We start from the raw sequence: 13,879 nt of genomic DNA, 5'->3' as shown, positions 1-13,879 counted from the left end.
GGAGCAAAGCTTGCTCGCGAGGCGGCCTGACAGCCGGCCTGGCTCTCCTGGTCGTACACCCATCAGCTCTGTTTGAGCAGGACCTGTGGGAGCAAAGCTTGCTCGCGAGGCGGCCTGACAGCCGGCCTGGCTCTCCTGGTCGTACACCCATCAGATCTGCTTGAGCAGGACCTGTGGGAGCAAAGCTTGCTCGCGAGGCGGCCTGACAGCCGACCTGGCTCTCCCAGTCGCACACCCATCAGCTCTGTTTGAGCAGAACCTGTGGGAGCAAAGCTTGCTCGCGAGGCGGCCTGACAGCCGACTTGGCTCTCCCGGTCGTACACCCATCAGCTCTGTTTGAGCAGGACCTGTGGGAGCAAAGCTTGCTCGCGAGGCGGCCTGACAGCCGGCCTGGCTCTCCTGGTCGTACACCCATCAGATCTGCTTGAGCAAGACCTGTGGGAGCAAAGCTTGCTCGCGAGGCGGCCTGACAGCCGGCCTGGCTCTCCTGGTCGTACACCCATCGGATCTGCTTGAGCAAGACCTGTGGGAGCAAAGCTTGCTCGCGAGGCGGCCTGACGGCCGGCCTGGCTCTCCCGGTCGTACACCCATCAGATCTGTTTGATCAGGACCTGTGGGAGCAAAGCTTGCTCGCGAAGGCGGCGGTACATTCAGTGCTGGTGCAAGCTGACCCACCGCTATCGCGAGCAAGCTCGCTCCCACAGGGAGTGTAGGGATAATTCTATGGCAGCGATCTGATATGCATAACCGCTCCTCAGCTAAGCCTTTGCTTCTGCTCACTAATCCCGGACAATCGCGCCCCTGTTTCGGCCAGGGCGCTGCCTGTCGGGTTTTTCCGACTCGTCCCGGCCGGGTGCATGTGACCGGAATACGGAGATCCGCCCGGATGAATGATCAGGCCAATAGCGTCGAAGAGCGCTTTGAAACGACAGTCCCAGCCACCCTCAGCCAGTGGAGTCGCCAGGACACCACGTGGATGCTGGGCCTGTTTGGCACCGCCATCGGTGCAGGTACTCTGTTTTTACCCATCAATGCGGGCCTGGGCGGCTTCTGGCCGTTGCTGATCCTGGCGGTGCTGGCGTTCCCCATGACGTTCTATGCCCACCGGGGCCTGACCCGTTTTGTGTTGTCCGGTCGCGACGGCGCGGACATCACCGAAGTGGTGGAGGAACATTTCGGCCTCAAGGCCGGTGCGCTGATCACGCTGTTGTACTTCTTTGCCATTTTCCCGATCCTGCTGATCTACAGCGTGGCGTTGACCAACACCGTGGGCAGTTTCCTGGAGCATCAGTTGCATATCCAGCCGCCTCCTCGGGCTGTGTTGTCATTGGTGCTGATCCTCGGCCTGCTGGCGGTGGTCCGCTGCGGCGAGCAGGCGATCGTCAAGGCCATGAGCCTGATGGTCTACCCGTTCATCGTTGCACTGCTGTTCCTGGCGGTGTTCCTGATTCCCCACTGGAGCGGCGGCATCCTGACCACCGCGTCCACGCCGCCGGAACCTTCGGCGCTGCTGCATACCTTGTGGCTGGCGATCCCGGTGATGGTGTTCTCGTTCAACCACTCGCCGATCATCTCGGCCTTTGCGGTGGACCAGAAACGGCGCTACGGCGGCAACGCCGAGGAGCGCAGTTCGCAGATCCTGTCGCGCGCCCATGTGCTGATGGTGGTGATGGTGCTGTTCTTCGTGTTCAGTTGCGTGCTGACCCTGACCCCGGCGCAACTGGCCGAAGCCAAGGCGCAGAACCTGTCGATCCTGTCGTACCTGGCTAACCACTTCAGCAACCCGACTATCGCCTTTGCCGCGCCGTTGATTGCGTTTGTCGCCATCTCCAAGTCGTTCCTGGGGCACTACATCGGCGCCAGCGAAGGCCTCAAGGGCTTGATCGTCAAGAGCGGCCGCCGCCCGGCGCCCAAGACCCTGGACCGCCTCACCGCTGCGTTCATGCTGGTGGTGTGCTGGATCGTCGCGACCCTCAACCCGAGCATCCTGGGCATGATCGAGACCTTGGGGGGGCCGGTTATCGCGGCCATCCTGTTCCTGATGCCGATGTATGCCATTCGCAAAGTTCCGGCCATGGCCCGTTATCGTGGCCAGGCTTCGAATGTCTTCGTTACGTTGGTGGGTTTGGTGGCGATTACGGCGTTGGTTTATTCCCTCTTGGCGTAGGCCTTTTGTGGGGGGGCGGGATTTTTGAGGTTGGTGTGTATATCCGTTTCTGCGGTAACGGCTGCTTAGGGTTCCGCCCTGACGGCGGGTCACTTTCGAAAAGCGCGAAAGTAACCAAAGCGCTTCTGCCCCACCACTTGGCACCTCGCCTAGGCTCGGTGTGCCCTCACTCCGGCATTGCTCCGTGGGCCCGCCGCGAAGGGCCATCCATGGCCCAGCGCGGCTATCCCGGCATCCATGCCGGGATGCCCACTCCACAATGCCTGCGTTCGGCCAGCGTGGTTAACGGGGCGCCCGAGATCAACGTCCACCGCGAGGCGGCCTAACGGCCGACCTGGTTCTTGGTGGGACCGCGTTTCTCCTGTGGGAGCGGGCTTGCTCGCGAAGGCGGTGTGTCAGTTTGCGGTGATGTTGGATGTGCCGGCCTCATCGCGAGCAAGCTCGCGATAGCGGAGGCTCAGCCACATAGATGCTGGCATGTATCCCGCTCTTGCTCTTGCTCTTGCTTTGGATCTTGATCTTGATCTCGACGCCCCGTTAAACCACGCTGGCCGAACGCAGGCATTGCGCAGTGGGCACCTCGGCATGGATGCCGAGGTAGCCGCGCTGGGCCATGGATGGCCCTTCGCGGCGGCCCACGGAGCAATGCCGGAGTGAGGGCACACCGAGCCTAAGCGAGGTGCCGAGTGGTGGGGCAAAGCGCTTTTGGTTACTTTTGGCGCTCTTCCAAAAGTGACCCGCTGTAAGAGCGGAACCCTAAGCCGCCGTTACCGCAGCAACGGATATGTCCCCAAAAAAAGGCACTTCCCCTCAAATAGACAGGCATAAAAAAACGCCGCCCCTAGCAAGAAGGGCGGCGTTTTTAGTCGGGCGTCTTAAGCTTTAGGCTTGAACGACCGGGATGTTGGCGTTTGCAGCCGCTTCACGGAACTCGGCGATCTGGTCGAAGCTCAGGTAGCGGTACACGTCCGCTGCCATGCTGTCGATCTTGCCAGCGTATTCCATGTACTCCTCGACGGTCGGCAGGCGACCCAGGATCGAAGCAACGGACGCCAGTTCGGCCGAAGCCAGGTAGACGTTCGCGCCGTCACCCAGACGGTTCGGGAAGTTGCGGGTCGAAGTCGACACCACGGTGGCGTTCGGCTCGACGCGTGCCTGGTTACCCATGCACAGCGAGCAGCCTGGCATTTCCATCCGTGCACCGGCCTTGCCGTAGATGCCGTAGTAGCCTTCTTCGGTGAGCTGGTGAGCGTCCATCTTGGTCGGCGGCGACAGCCACAGACGGGTTGGCAACTGGCCCTTGACCTGCTCCAGCAGCTTGCCGGCAGCGCGGAAGTGACCGATGTTGGTCATGCACGAACCGATGAACACTTCGTCGATCTTCTCGCCAGCAACGCTGGACAGCAGACGGGCGTCGTCCGGATCGTTTGGCGCGCAGAGCACAGGCTCGCTGATGTCGGCCAGGTCGATTTCGATGACTTCGGCGTATTCGGCGTCGGCATCGGCTTCCATCAGTTGCGGGTTGGCGATCCAGGCTTCCATCGCTTGGGCGCGACGTTCCAGGGTACGGGCATCACCGTAGCCTTCGCCGATCATCCAGCGCAGCAGGGTGACGTTGGATTGCAGGTACTCGGTGATCGACTCTTTCGACAGCTTGATGGTGCAACCGGCAGCCGAACGTTCGGCCGAGGCGTCGGACAATTCGAAAGCCTGCTCCAGGGTCAAGCCTTCCAGGCCTTCGATTTCCAGGATGCGGCCGGAGAAGGCGTTTTTCTTGCCTTTCTTCTCGACGGTCAACAGACCGTTCTGGATGGCGAAGTACGGGATGGCATGAACCAGGTCACGCAGGGTGATGCCAGGTTTCATTTTGCCTTTGAAGCGCACCAGGATCGATTCCGGCATGTCCAGCGGCATGACGCCGGTAGCAGCGGCGAACGCGACCAGGCCGGAACCGGCCGGGAACGAGATGCCCATCGGGAAGCGGGTGTGCGAGTCACCACCGGTACCCACGGTGTCTGGCAGCAGCATGCGGTTCAGCCACGAGTGGATGATGCCGTCGCCCGGACGCAGGGAAACGCCGCCGCGGGTCATGATGAAGTCAGGCAGGGTGTGGTGGGTGGTCACGTCGATCGGCTTTGGATAGGCCGCGGTGTGGCAGAAGGACTGCATCACCAGGTCAGCCGAGAAGCCCAGGCATGCCAGGTCTTTCAGTTCGTCACGGGTCATCGGACCTGTGGTGTCCTGGGAGCCCACGGTGGTCATTTTCGGTTCGCAGTAGGTGCCAGGACGCACGCCTTGGCCTTCTGCCAGACCGCAAGCCTTGCCGACCATCTTCTGCGCCAGGGTGAAACCCTTGGTGCTTTCAGCGGGTGCTTCAGGCTTCTTGAACAGGTCGAACGCTGGCAGGCCCAGCTCGGCACGAGCCTTCTCGGTCAGGCCACGGCCAATGATCAGCGGAATACGGCCGCCGGCACGGACTTCGTCCAACAGGACCGGGGTCTTCATTTCGAAGGTGGTCAGGACTTCATCGGTACCGTGCTTGCAGACTTTGCCGGCATGCGGGTACAGGTCGATCACGTCGCCCATGTTCATGTTCGAAACGTCGAACTCGATAGGCAGTGCGCCGGCATCTTCCATGGTGTTGTAGAAGATCGGAGCGATCTTGCTGCCGAAGCAGAAACCACCGGCGCGCTTGTTCGGAACGAAAGGAACGTCGTCGCCGAAGAACCACAGCACCGAGTTGGTCGCCGATTTACGCGAGGACCCGGTACCGACCACGTCACCGACGTAGGCGATCGGGAAACCCTGGCCGCGCATTTCTTCGATCTGCTTCATCGGGCCGGTCTTGCCTTGCTCGTCCGGAACGATGCCGTCACGGGCCATTTTCAGCATGGCCAGGGCGTGCAGCGGGATGTCCGGGCGGGACCAGGCGTCCGGGGCAGGGGACAGGTCGTCGGTGTTGGTTTCGCCGGTGACCTTGAATACGCGCAGGCTGATCTTGTCGGCCAGCACAGGGCGGTTCTTGAACCACTCGCCGTCGGCCCAGGATTGCAGCACGCCCTGGGCGTGAACGTTGCCGTTCTTGGCTTTTTCAGCCACGTCGTGGAAGGCATCGAACATCAGCAGGGTGTGCTTGAGTTCCTTGGCAGCTACCGGCGCCAGTTCGGCGTCGTCCAGCAGTTCCACCAGGGTCACGATGTTGTAGCCGCCCTGCATGGTGCCGAGCAGTTCAACAGCGCGCTTCTTGTCCAGCAGAGGGGATTGGGCCTGGCCCTTGGCCAGGGCGGACAGGAAACCGGCCTTGACGTAGGCGGCTTCGTCGACTCCAGGCGGAACGCGATTGGTGATCAGGTCAACGAGGAAAGCTTCTTCGCCAGCCGGAGGATTTTTCAGCAGCTCGATCAGGCCTGCGGTTTGTTCGGCGTTAAGCGGCTGGGGAACGATACCCAGGGCTGCGCGCTCTTCGATATGTTTGCGGTAGGCTTCAAGCACAGTTATTACCCTCATCAGTGGTCCCAAATGGGTGTCCGGGACGCTCATCCAGGAACCCACGGTACTCATGCGCGTCGGCGGCTTTTTGAGCCACCACGCCAGAGTTTCCGCACGTTCCTCACAGAAGCTGCTTTCAAAGTTTTACGCCTGCAGAACGGGGAGCTGATGAGGGTTGGCGTTGGGCTTTCCCCGCTGGAAAGACCCTTCGCCAACACCGCTCTGAAGGAACGACTGTGCTCGTGACGCTTTGAAAACAGCTTCTAACGGACATTGGCGCCTTAAAAGGCTGGCTGATTCTACGGGAAAAAAAAATTAAAGGTAAGTTGGGCCTGGAAGTTTGAGGGGTGATCAATCTTAGACAAAGGGCTAACATGCCGGCCTGTCCTGCTTTTGCGTGTGCGTTTCCTTATGCCCAACCAGCTCATCAAGACCCCCTGCGTCGGCCTTTGCTCCACTGTCTACGGTGACCTGGTGTGCCGCGGCTGCAAGCGGTTCCACCATGAAGTGATTCACTGGAACGGCTACAACGAGGACGAAAAGCGCGCGGTGTGGATGCGGCTCGAGCAGTTGTTGGTGCAGGTGATGGTGGCCAAACTGGAGGTTTTCGACCCGGTATTGCTGCGCCAGCAACTGGAGTCGCGCAAGATCCGCTTTGTGCCGCACCAGTCGCAATATTGCTGGGCCTATCAACTGATTGCCCGCGGCGCGCGGGTGATCAACAACCTGGAAGCCTACGGCATGGTGTTGATGCCGGAGTTTCGCGACTGGGATCTGCCGGATCTGCGCGATGCCATTGATCGGGAGTTTTTCCTTCTGTCCGAAGCTCATTACCAGCGCTATATCGCGCCGGGGTTCCTGAAGGATGCGTTCGGCGGCTGAAAGAGAGAGCTTTTGTGGCGAGGGGATTTAGCGAAACGTCACACCGCCCCACTGTGGGAGCAAAGCTTGCTCGCGATGCAGGCGCCTCGGTTCCAGAGAGACCGCGTCGTTTTTATCGCGGGCAAGCCTTGCTCCCACAGATAAATCCCTCGCCACAGCTTGGTATGTCAATCCTTGACCGCCAACTCCACCAGATGGTCCTCGACCTCCTGCGGCTTGAGCACCAGCACATCGCTTTCCAGCGTATCGAGCACAGCCTCGGCGGTGTTGCCGATCAGTACCCCGGACAACCCCGAGCGGGCCACGGTGCCGATCACCGTCACCGCCGCCTGCAGCTTGCGCGCCATGTACGGAATCAAGACGTCCGCGGGACCTTCTTCGATGTGCAGGTGTTGGTCATCGACGTCGAATTCGGCCTGGAACGCCCGGCATTGTTCGCGATAACGGGCTTCGATGGTCTCCTTGAGCTGGAACGTCGGGTCGGCGGACGAGAGCATCGGTGAGGGGTGGGCGCTGATCACATGCAGGTGCGCCTTGGCGAGGAGGGCGATGTCATAGCCATGGTCGATGATGGTGGTGTGCAGGTGGCGATGCTCGCCGTCGGCATTGCCTACGTCGACTGCCGCCAGGATCACCTTGTCTTTCCAGGAGCCGGCGGTTTTCACCAGCAGCACCGGGGTTGGGCAATGGCGTAGCAGCTTCCAGTCCGCCGGGGTCAGCAGGGCTTTTTTCAACGGGCTGTCGGGGAAGTGCTGCTTGATCACCAGCCCGCAACCTTCAGCCTGCTGCACGTCGATGATGGTTTCGTAGAGGCTTTCGTTCCAGGCCTGCTCGGTGGTGACGCTGTAGCCGTCGGCCAGCAGTGCGGCCTTGAGCACGCCGAGCAGGCCAGCATGGTCATGCTTCTTGTCGCACACCAGCAGGTGCAGGTGGGCCTGGGTCACTCCGGCGATCAGTTTGGCGCGCTTGAGCGCCAGGCTTTCCGCATGTTCGGGCTCAATGACCACCAGGATGCTGCGAATGGCTTGCATGATCGGCGTTCTCCTGCAATAAAAAGGCTGGCGTTGCTCAACTATAGTTGTTGTGGAGCAGTCTAGTCGCTGTGGGTGAGTCGTCGACTTGATGCATATCAACGGCGGTAGCTGGTGGTCTGGGGGCAGGCCGGTATAATCGGCGCCCTTCGCTCGACTACCTTTTCCCGTGAGCCCCATGAATCTTCCCGAAATTCACGAATTCCTTGGTTGCCGCACCCCCGATGCCTGGGTCCAGGCCGCGCTGGCCGACCAGGAAACGTTACTGATCGACCACAAGAACTGCGAATTCAAGGCGGCCAGCACCGCCCTGAGCCTGATCGCCAAGTACCATTCCCACGTCGACCTGATCAATCTGATGTCGCGCCTGGCTCGGGAAGAGCTGGTGCATCACGAGCAGGTCATGCGCTTGATGAAAAAGCGCAAGATCGGCTTGCGCCAGCTCTCCGCCGGGCGTTATGCCTCGGGGCTGCGCAAGGTGGTACGCAGTCACGAACCGGTCAAGCTGGTGGATACCCTGGTGGTGGGTGCCTTCATCGAGGCCCGCAGTTGCGAGCGTTTCGAGGCCTTGGTGCCACATCTGGATGAAGAGCTGGGCAAGTTCTATTTCGGCTTGCTGAAAAGCGAAGCCCGGCATTTCCAGGGGTACCTGAAACTGGCTTACCAGTACGGCGACGCCAAGGACATTGCCCAGGTCATCGACAAGGTCCGTGAGGCCGAGCGGGAGCTGATCGAATCAGCGGACGTGGAGTTTCGTTTTCACAGTGGTGTGCCGATGGCGGCCTGAATTGTTAAAAACTCTTAAAAACATGAAACTTCGTTGAGAACCGGCCCATGAGGCCGGTTTTTGCTGTCTGCATTACCCGTCCCGTGGGCGGTTGGCGCCATAATGCGGCCACTTCAATTATGGGTTGGCGGGCGGTTGTTATGGATAACCTGGGTTCGGGCAAAGTGTTGCTGGTGGAGGATGACGAAAGGCTCGCCGGACTGATCGCGCACTTTCTCTCTCAACATGGCTTCGAGGTGCGTATCGAGCACCGAGGCGACCTGGCGCTGGCGGCGTTTCTGGCATTCGAGCCCAAAGTGGTGGTGCTCGACTTGATGCTGCCGGGGCAGAGTGGGTTGCAGGTGTGCCGCGGGATTCGCAACGTTGCTGACACCCCGATCGTGATCCTGACGGCCAAGGAAGATGACGTGGACCATATCCTCGGCCTGGAATCCGGTGCCGACGACTACGTGATCAAACCCATCAAGCCTGCGGTACTCCTGGCCCGCCTGCGGGCGCTGCAACGTCGGCAATTGCCAGATACCACCGTGCGCGGTGCCCTTGAATTCGGACGATTGTCCCTCGACCGCAGCAGTCGGGAGGTGCGACTGGCCGGTGACTTGGTCGAGCTGACCACCATGGAGTTCGAGCTGTTGTGGCTGCTGGCAAGCGCGGCAGGCAAGATCCTGTCGCGCGATGACATTCTCAACCGCATGCGTGGCATTGCCTTCGATGGTCTCAACCGTGGCGTCGATGTCTATGTCAGCAAGCTGCGGGCCAAGCTCAACGACAATCCCCGGGAGCCGATGCGGATCAAAACCGTCTGGGGCAAGGGTTACCTGTTCAATCCGTTTGGGTGGGAGCTGTAGATGCTGCGGTTATTCCTGGGATTGTTCCTGGTCATGACGATTGGCTTGGTGCTGGCGTTGCAAACGGTTGATCGCACCTTCGCAGCGCTTCTTGACGGTGAGATGCAGCATTACAACCAAGAGGCGGTTCGTGGTCAGGCCTGGTCATTGGTCGAGCAACTGCGTGGCCTGGACGGTTCGGCCCGGGAGCGACAATTGGAAACCGTGCGGCCTCACTACGGCTTGGGCCTGGCCTTGGTCGAGCGCGATCAGGTGGCCTTGACCCCTCAGGAGCAAGCCGAGTTGGCCCAGGGGCGTGTGGTGATGCGTGAGCAGTACACACAGTTCATCTCGCGCATTGACGACGGTTCGCAGTTGCTGAGCATCAAGCTGCCGGCAGAGCCGAGCCTGATGACGTTCTATCTCGCCGTGGCCTACCTGATGATCGCGATCATGATCGGTTTCGTGCTGTTTTTCTGGGTGCGACCTCACTGGCGCGACCTGGAGAAGCTGCGCCTGGCGGCCGAGCGCTTTGGCGGCAACGATCTGTCGGTGCGTATTCAGCTGTCCAAGCGTTCGAACATTCGCGACCTGGCCGAGCATTTCAATTTGATGGCGGCGCGCATCGAGGGCCTGATCGCCAATCAACGCGAGCTCACCAATGCGGTGTCCCATGAGCTGCGCACGCCCATTGCACGCTTGTCGTTTGAACTGGATCAACTCAAGCAGCAGCCCGATCCGAGCCAGAACTGCGAATTGATTGCCGACATGTACGCCGATCTCGGCGAGCTGGAAGAAATGGTCTCCGAGTTGCTGACTTACGCCAGCCTTGAACAGGGCGCCACGGTGATTGTCCGGGAGGACATCCGCGCTCGCGATTGGCTCGACAGCGTGGTGGGCAGTGTGGCGCTGGAGGCGGAGGCCGCCGGGGTACAGCTATTGATTTGCGAGTGTCCGGTCGAGGTGGTCCGTATCGAGCCACGTTTCATGGCTCGCGCGGTGATCAATTTGCTGCGCAATGCCATTCGCTACGCTGATGAGCGAGTGCAGGTGTCATTGACGCGTGCGGGTGATCATTATGAAGTGCGGGTCAACGACGACGGGCCGGGTGTGCCGCTGGACGGTCGGGAGAAGATCTTCGAGCCGTTCGCGCGCCTGGACGCCAGCCGCGACCGTCGCACCGGGGGGTTTGGCCTGGGCCTGGCGCTGGTGCGACGAGTATCGCAATCTCACCGCGGGCACGTGGAAGTGGCGGACTCGCCCTGGGGCGGAGCATCGTTTCGCATGACCTGGTCGCACCTCGATTAGATCGGGCGCATTCGCGAGGGAGCCTTCTCTTCAGAAGGCATAAGCCACTTGTCCGACCAACGACGCTTGCATCCGTCGAGCCACAATCGGGCTGCGAGCTGCGTCGCCGGCCAGGTACTGCACGGCCAGCACCGTCGATACGCTCCACTGTTCGTTGAACGGCAATGACCAGGTCAAATCCGCCCCGCGACTCACCCGCCCGCCATGGGTGTCGTGGGCCCGGAACTGACTGCGCGAAGCCTGGGCGGCGCTGACGCCATACCAGGTGCGGACATAGTCGCCGTCGCCGAACTGACTGTTGAGGCTGCCCATGAGCTTGCCATGGCTTCCCTCGTAAAACGGCATGCTGATGCTCAGTTTCAGCCGGTTCCAGGCGGAGCCGGTATCACGGTTGTCGTCATTTTCTTCCAGCGCATGTTCGAAGCTGGCCTCAAGGACGATAGGCCCCATTTGATAGGTCCCATCCAGCCCCAGCACCGGCCTGGACTTGATCGAGCCCATGCCGTTGAGTTCATCCGAGCCTTTGAACCCGCTCTTGCGATCCTTGCGCACATCGCTGGCACCGATGTACACGCGCAAACCGAAGTCTTCTTCGTCAAACACCCAGCCCACGCCCTTGTCGGTATCGAGAAAAATGCCATAGGGGCTGACGATCTTCGCGCCCAACAGTGGCGCCACGACGCGTTCGTCACTGCCACTGTAACGGGGCACGCTGGCGGCGCCGGCCCGCAAGCTGTAACGCCAGTCTTCGGCTTGCGATGAGTCGCAGAGCAGAAGCAGGCCAGATGAAGTCAACGACAGACACAGCGAACGAAACATGGGAGCACCCGGATGGAAGTTGGATGCGCCCATGCTAGGCAGTTGCCGGCGGGCAATCTTTGACAGTTTTGTCGGGAAATTGTCAAAGAGTGTGAAGCGACCTAACGACTCAAACCCAGGCGTTCATGCCACTGGGCAATGGATTCCTCGGGATAGACCTCGAACGGCTGGTCGCCGGGATGCGCCTCGACTTCCACCCACGGTGCCTTGGAACCGAGCATCAGGTGGGTGTGCTCCGGCGGTACCGGCAGCGGTGTGTCGATGGCCGAGGCAAAGGGGTGAATCAGTTCCGGCCATTCGGGACTGAACAGCCATAGTCCTGAACCGCACAGGGCACAGAAGTGCCGTTCGGCGCTGCTGCGATGGGCGCGCTTATCGCCTTCGTCCTTGAGCCGCGCATGATAGATCGAGATGTGCTTGCGACCGTGAACCTTCAGGCTTCGGGCATCGCCTCCCAGGTTGATCGCAAAACCGCCGCCGCCCTGGGTCTTGCGACAGATCGAGCAGTAGCAGCGCTGGTAAGGGTAGGGGTGGGCACTGTCGAGGGTGAACGACACCACGCCGCAGTGGCAGGATCCTTCTAGTTGCATGGGGAACCTCCAGTGGGATTGGAAATGACTCAGTACAGCCTAGACAGTTTGTGTCTTGACAGTTGAATTGAAGGTGACCATGCGACCGCCTTCGCGAGCAAGCCCGCTCCCACAGGGAATCTGTGTCGGTCATAGATCTTCTGCCCGCTCTCAGTCAGTGTGGGAGCGGGCTTGCTCGCGAAGGCGTCGGTACAGGCAACATCACTTGGGCACCCGCCACAAATACCACGCCGCCACCGTCCGATAAGGGCTCCAGGCCAGGCCGATTTCCACCATCTGCTTGCGGCTGGGCTGTTGCGCCAAGCCCTTGAGCCGTCGATAGCCTTCGCGTACGCCAAAGTCATCGGCCGGCAGGATGTCTGGCCGCTCCAGGCTGTAGATCAACAGCATCTCCACGGTCCAGCGTCCGACGCCACGCAAGCTGATCAGGCGCTCGATCAACGCTTCGTCCTCCATCGCCCGTGCTGTGGCGTAATCCGGCACGATTGCGTCCAGCGTCGCCTGGGCGATGCCTTGGATAGTCGCGATCTTGCTGGCGGAAAATCCGCAGCTGCGCAGTTGCGCAAAGTCCGTTGCCAGTATCTGCTCAGGCCTGGGAAACGAGCCCGGCGTGAACAACGCCAGCAGCCGACCGAGGATGGCATCGCCTGCCTTGGCGTGCAGTTGCTGGTAGGCAATCGCCCGCACCAAGGCTTCATAGGGATCGCGGGCCGGCTTGGGCTGCAGCAGGCAAGGGCCGATCGTCTCGACGTGACGTCGCCAGTCTTCATCGAGGCTTGCCAGCAAGGCGCTGGCGTCGTGGTAGGGCACAGGCATCAGGGGTTCGTTCTCCGGAGCGTTCAAAACGCCAGGGGCAGCGACACCTGCACGGCGGCTTTTTCCAGCCGCAGCAGAAACGCCTTGCGTGGTTGTCCGCCACCATAGCCGGTCAACGAGCCATCCGCGCCGATCACCCGGTGGCAGGGAATGACAATGGCCAGGCGATTCTGCCCGTTGGCCAGGCCCACGGCGCGGCTGGCGCCAGGGCTGCCGAGGGCTGTGGCGACGCCGCCATAGCTGCGGGTTTCGCCGTAGGGGATCTTTTGCAGTTCAGCCCAGACCCGCCCGGCGAAGGCGCTGCCGGGCATGTGCAACGGGACGTTGAAGGTCGTGAGCTTGCCGGCGAAATACTCGGCCAGTTCGGTTTCGATTTGCTGCAAATGAGCGTTGTGGCCCGGCGCAACCGTGTAGCCGTAGCGTTGCTGCAGCTCGTCCAGCTCCTTGGTCAGGGCCGGGCGGTCAAGGAACTCCAGCAGCACCAGGCCCCGGCGCTCGGCCATGGCCAGCATCGGCCCCAATGGGGTAGTCAGGCGGGTGAACAGCAAGGGCTCGCTGAGGGCCGCACGACCCGGGGTGATGTGGAAGGATTTCACGAAGGCGTCACGAAACCCGCTCAACGATTCATAGCCGGAATCGAACGCGGCATTATCGATGGACGTGCCGTCCTTGATGCCGCCCAAGGCAATGCCCAGGCGGCGGGTGCGCAGGTAGGCGTGAAAGGTCATGCCGAAGTGTTGCTTGAACCAGCGCCGCAATTTCAGCGGTTCTATGCCTTGCTCCAGTAGCAGGGCGTCGGTCCAGCGCAGGTCGGGTTCGGCGTCCACGGCTTTGAGCAGGGTCTGGATCCAGTCGGGTGCGATGGCGGCGGCGTCCAGCGGTTTGCAGCGCAGGCAGGCCCGGTAGCCGGCCGACATGGCTTCGTCGGCATGGGCGAAGAACTCCACGTTCTCCGGCTTCGGCTTGCGCGCGGTGCAACTGGGGCGGCAGAAAATGCCGGTGGTCTTGACCGCAGTGAAGAACACCCCCTCGTAGGCGGTGTCTCGTTCGAGCATGGCGCGGACCATCTCGGCATGGGGCGGGAGCAGCGAGTCGTGTAGGTTCATGGGGCTGAGCATAGAACCGTGCCCGGAACGACTCCACCGAAAAATCGACAGGGAATT

General features: G+C 61.2%; 12 protein-coding genes. 6 read left to right on the top strand and 6 right to left on the bottom strand.

Features of this window, described 5'->3' with window-relative positions; genetic code table 11:
* The first annotated feature begins 886 nt into the window (after positions 1-886).
* The gene (locus tag AD662_RS16945) at positions 887-2,167 is read left to right on the top strand and encodes a serine/threonine transporter (RefSeq protein ID WP_018605749.1); all 1,281 of its coding nucleotides are present in this window, start codon (positions 887-889) and stop codon (positions 2,165-2,167) included.
* Between the two features lie 137 nt (positions 2,168-2,304).
* The gene (locus tag AD662_RS29340; RefSeq protein ID WP_156334916.1) at positions 2,305-2,493 is read left to right on the top strand and encodes a nucleoid-structuring protein H-NS; all 189 of its coding nucleotides are present in this window, start codon (positions 2,305-2,307) and stop codon (positions 2,491-2,493) included.
* 556 nt (positions 2,494-3,049) lie between these two features.
* Here AD662_RS29340 and acnB read toward each other — a convergent pair.
* On the bottom strand, positions 3,050-5,659 hold the full coding sequence (acnB, locus tag AD662_RS16935; protein ID WP_018605753.1) for a bifunctional aconitate hydratase 2/2-methylisocitrate dehydratase: 2,610 nt from the start codon (positions 5,657-5,659) through the stop codon (positions 3,050-3,052).
* A 408-nt stretch (positions 5,660-6,067) separates the two neighbouring features.
* Between acnB and AD662_RS16930 the strand changes: the two genes are divergently transcribed.
* Complete coding sequence (locus tag AD662_RS16930) at positions 6,068-6,538, top strand: DUF1289 domain-containing protein (RefSeq protein WP_018605754.1); 471 nt, start codon at positions 6,068-6,070, stop codon at positions 6,536-6,538.
* Positions 6,539-6,705: 167 nt separating this feature from the next.
* Here the strand turns inward: AD662_RS16930 and AD662_RS16925 are convergent, their stop codons facing one another.
* Positions 6,706-7,569, bottom strand: coding sequence for a universal stress protein (locus tag AD662_RS16925; RefSeq protein ID WP_053189052.1), 864 nt, complete (start codon positions 7,567-7,569; stop codon positions 6,706-6,708).
* A gap of 178 nt (positions 7,570-7,747) precedes the next feature.
* Between AD662_RS16925 and AD662_RS16920 the strand changes: the two genes are divergently transcribed.
* The 3 genes from AD662_RS16920 to AD662_RS16910 all read left to right on the top strand — a co-directional run bounded on the left by AD662_RS16920 (position 7,748) and on the right by AD662_RS16910 (position 10,491).
* Entirely contained in the window at positions 7,748-8,356 is a 609-nt protein-coding gene (locus AD662_RS16920) for a MiaE family protein (RefSeq protein ID WP_018605756.1), read from the top strand.
* Between the two features lie 140 nt (positions 8,357-8,496).
* Positions 8,497-9,204, top strand: a complete 708-nt coding sequence (locus AD662_RS16915; RefSeq protein WP_024619205.1) for a winged helix-turn-helix domain-containing protein — start codon at positions 8,497-8,499, stop codon at positions 9,202-9,204.
* On the top strand, positions 9,205-10,491 hold the full coding sequence (locus tag AD662_RS16910; protein ID WP_018605758.1) for an ATP-binding protein: 1,287 nt from the start codon (positions 9,205-9,207) through the stop codon (positions 10,489-10,491). It abuts the gene before it with no gap.
* 30 nt (positions 10,492-10,521) lie between these two features.
* Here AD662_RS16910 and AD662_RS16905 read toward each other — a convergent pair whose 3' ends face one another.
* The 4 genes from AD662_RS16905 to AD662_RS16890 all read right to left on the bottom strand — a co-directional run bounded on the left by AD662_RS16905 (position 10,522) and on the right by AD662_RS16890 (position 13,822).
* Entirely contained in the window at positions 10,522-11,310 is a 789-nt protein-coding gene (locus AD662_RS16905) for a MipA/OmpV family protein (RefSeq protein WP_053189049.1), read from the bottom strand.
* 101 nt (positions 11,311-11,411) lie between these two features.
* Positions 11,412-11,900: a GFA family protein gene (locus AD662_RS16900; RefSeq protein ID WP_053189046.1), complete on the bottom strand. Its 489-nt coding sequence runs from the start codon at positions 11,898-11,900 to the stop codon at positions 11,412-11,414.
* 201 nt (positions 11,901-12,101) lie between these two features.
* A complete protein-coding gene (locus tag AD662_RS16895; protein ID WP_053189044.1) occupies positions 12,102-12,716 on the bottom strand; it encodes a DNA-3-methyladenine glycosylase family protein in 615 nt (204 codons plus the stop codon).
* Positions 12,717-12,739: 23 nt separating this feature from the next.
* A complete protein-coding gene (locus AD662_RS16890) occupies positions 12,740-13,822 on the bottom strand; it encodes a bifunctional transcriptional activator/DNA repair enzyme AdaA (protein ID WP_053189041.1) in 1,083 nt (360 codons plus the stop codon).
* Positions 13,823-13,879: the final 57 nt, after the last annotated feature.

The organism is Pseudomonas kilonensis, assembly GCF_001269885.1.
GTDB lineage: Bacteria > Pseudomonadota > Gammaproteobacteria > Pseudomonadales > Pseudomonadaceae > Aquipseudomonas > Aquipseudomonas kilonensis.
The sequence above is the reverse complement of the archived record's forward strand: the minus strand, read 5'-3'. Positions and strand labels throughout refer to the sequence as shown.

Excerpts from the sequence above, each read along its gene's own strand:
- AD662_RS16945 (WP_018605749.1), top strand. The coding sequence starts at position 887 with ATGAATGATCAGGCCAATAGCGTCGAAGAGCGCTTTGAAACGACAGTC.
- AD662_RS16895 (WP_053189044.1), bottom strand. The coding sequence starts at position 12,716 with ATGCCTGTGCCCTACCACGACGCCAGCGCCTTGCTGGCAAGCCTCGAT.
- AD662_RS16925 (WP_053189052.1), bottom strand. The coding sequence starts at position 7,569 with ATGCAAGCCATTCGCAGCATCCTGGTGGTCATTGAGCCCGAACATGCG.
- AD662_RS16890 (WP_053189041.1), bottom strand. The coding sequence starts at position 13,822 with ATGAACCTACACGACTCGCTGCTCCCGCCCCATGCCGAGATGGTCCGC.
- AD662_RS16910 (WP_018605758.1), top strand. The coding sequence starts at position 9,205 with ATGCTGCGGTTATTCCTGGGATTGTTCCTGGTCATGACGATTGGCTTG.
- AD662_RS16930 (WP_018605754.1), top strand. The coding sequence starts at position 6,068 with ATGCCCAACCAGCTCATCAAGACCCCCTGCGTCGGCCTTTGCTCCACT.
- AD662_RS16905 (WP_053189049.1), bottom strand. The coding sequence starts at position 11,310 with ATGTTTCGTTCGCTGTGTCTGTCGTTGACTTCATCTGGCCTGCTTCTG.
- AD662_RS16900 (WP_053189046.1), bottom strand. The coding sequence starts at position 11,900 with ATGCAACTAGAAGGATCCTGCCACTGCGGCGTGGTGTCGTTCACCCTC.
- AD662_RS16920 (WP_018605756.1), top strand. The coding sequence starts at position 7,748 with ATGAATCTTCCCGAAATTCACGAATTCCTTGGTTGCCGCACCCCCGAT.
- AD662_RS16915 (WP_024619205.1), top strand. The coding sequence starts at position 8,497 with ATGGATAACCTGGGTTCGGGCAAAGTGTTGCTGGTGGAGGATGACGAA.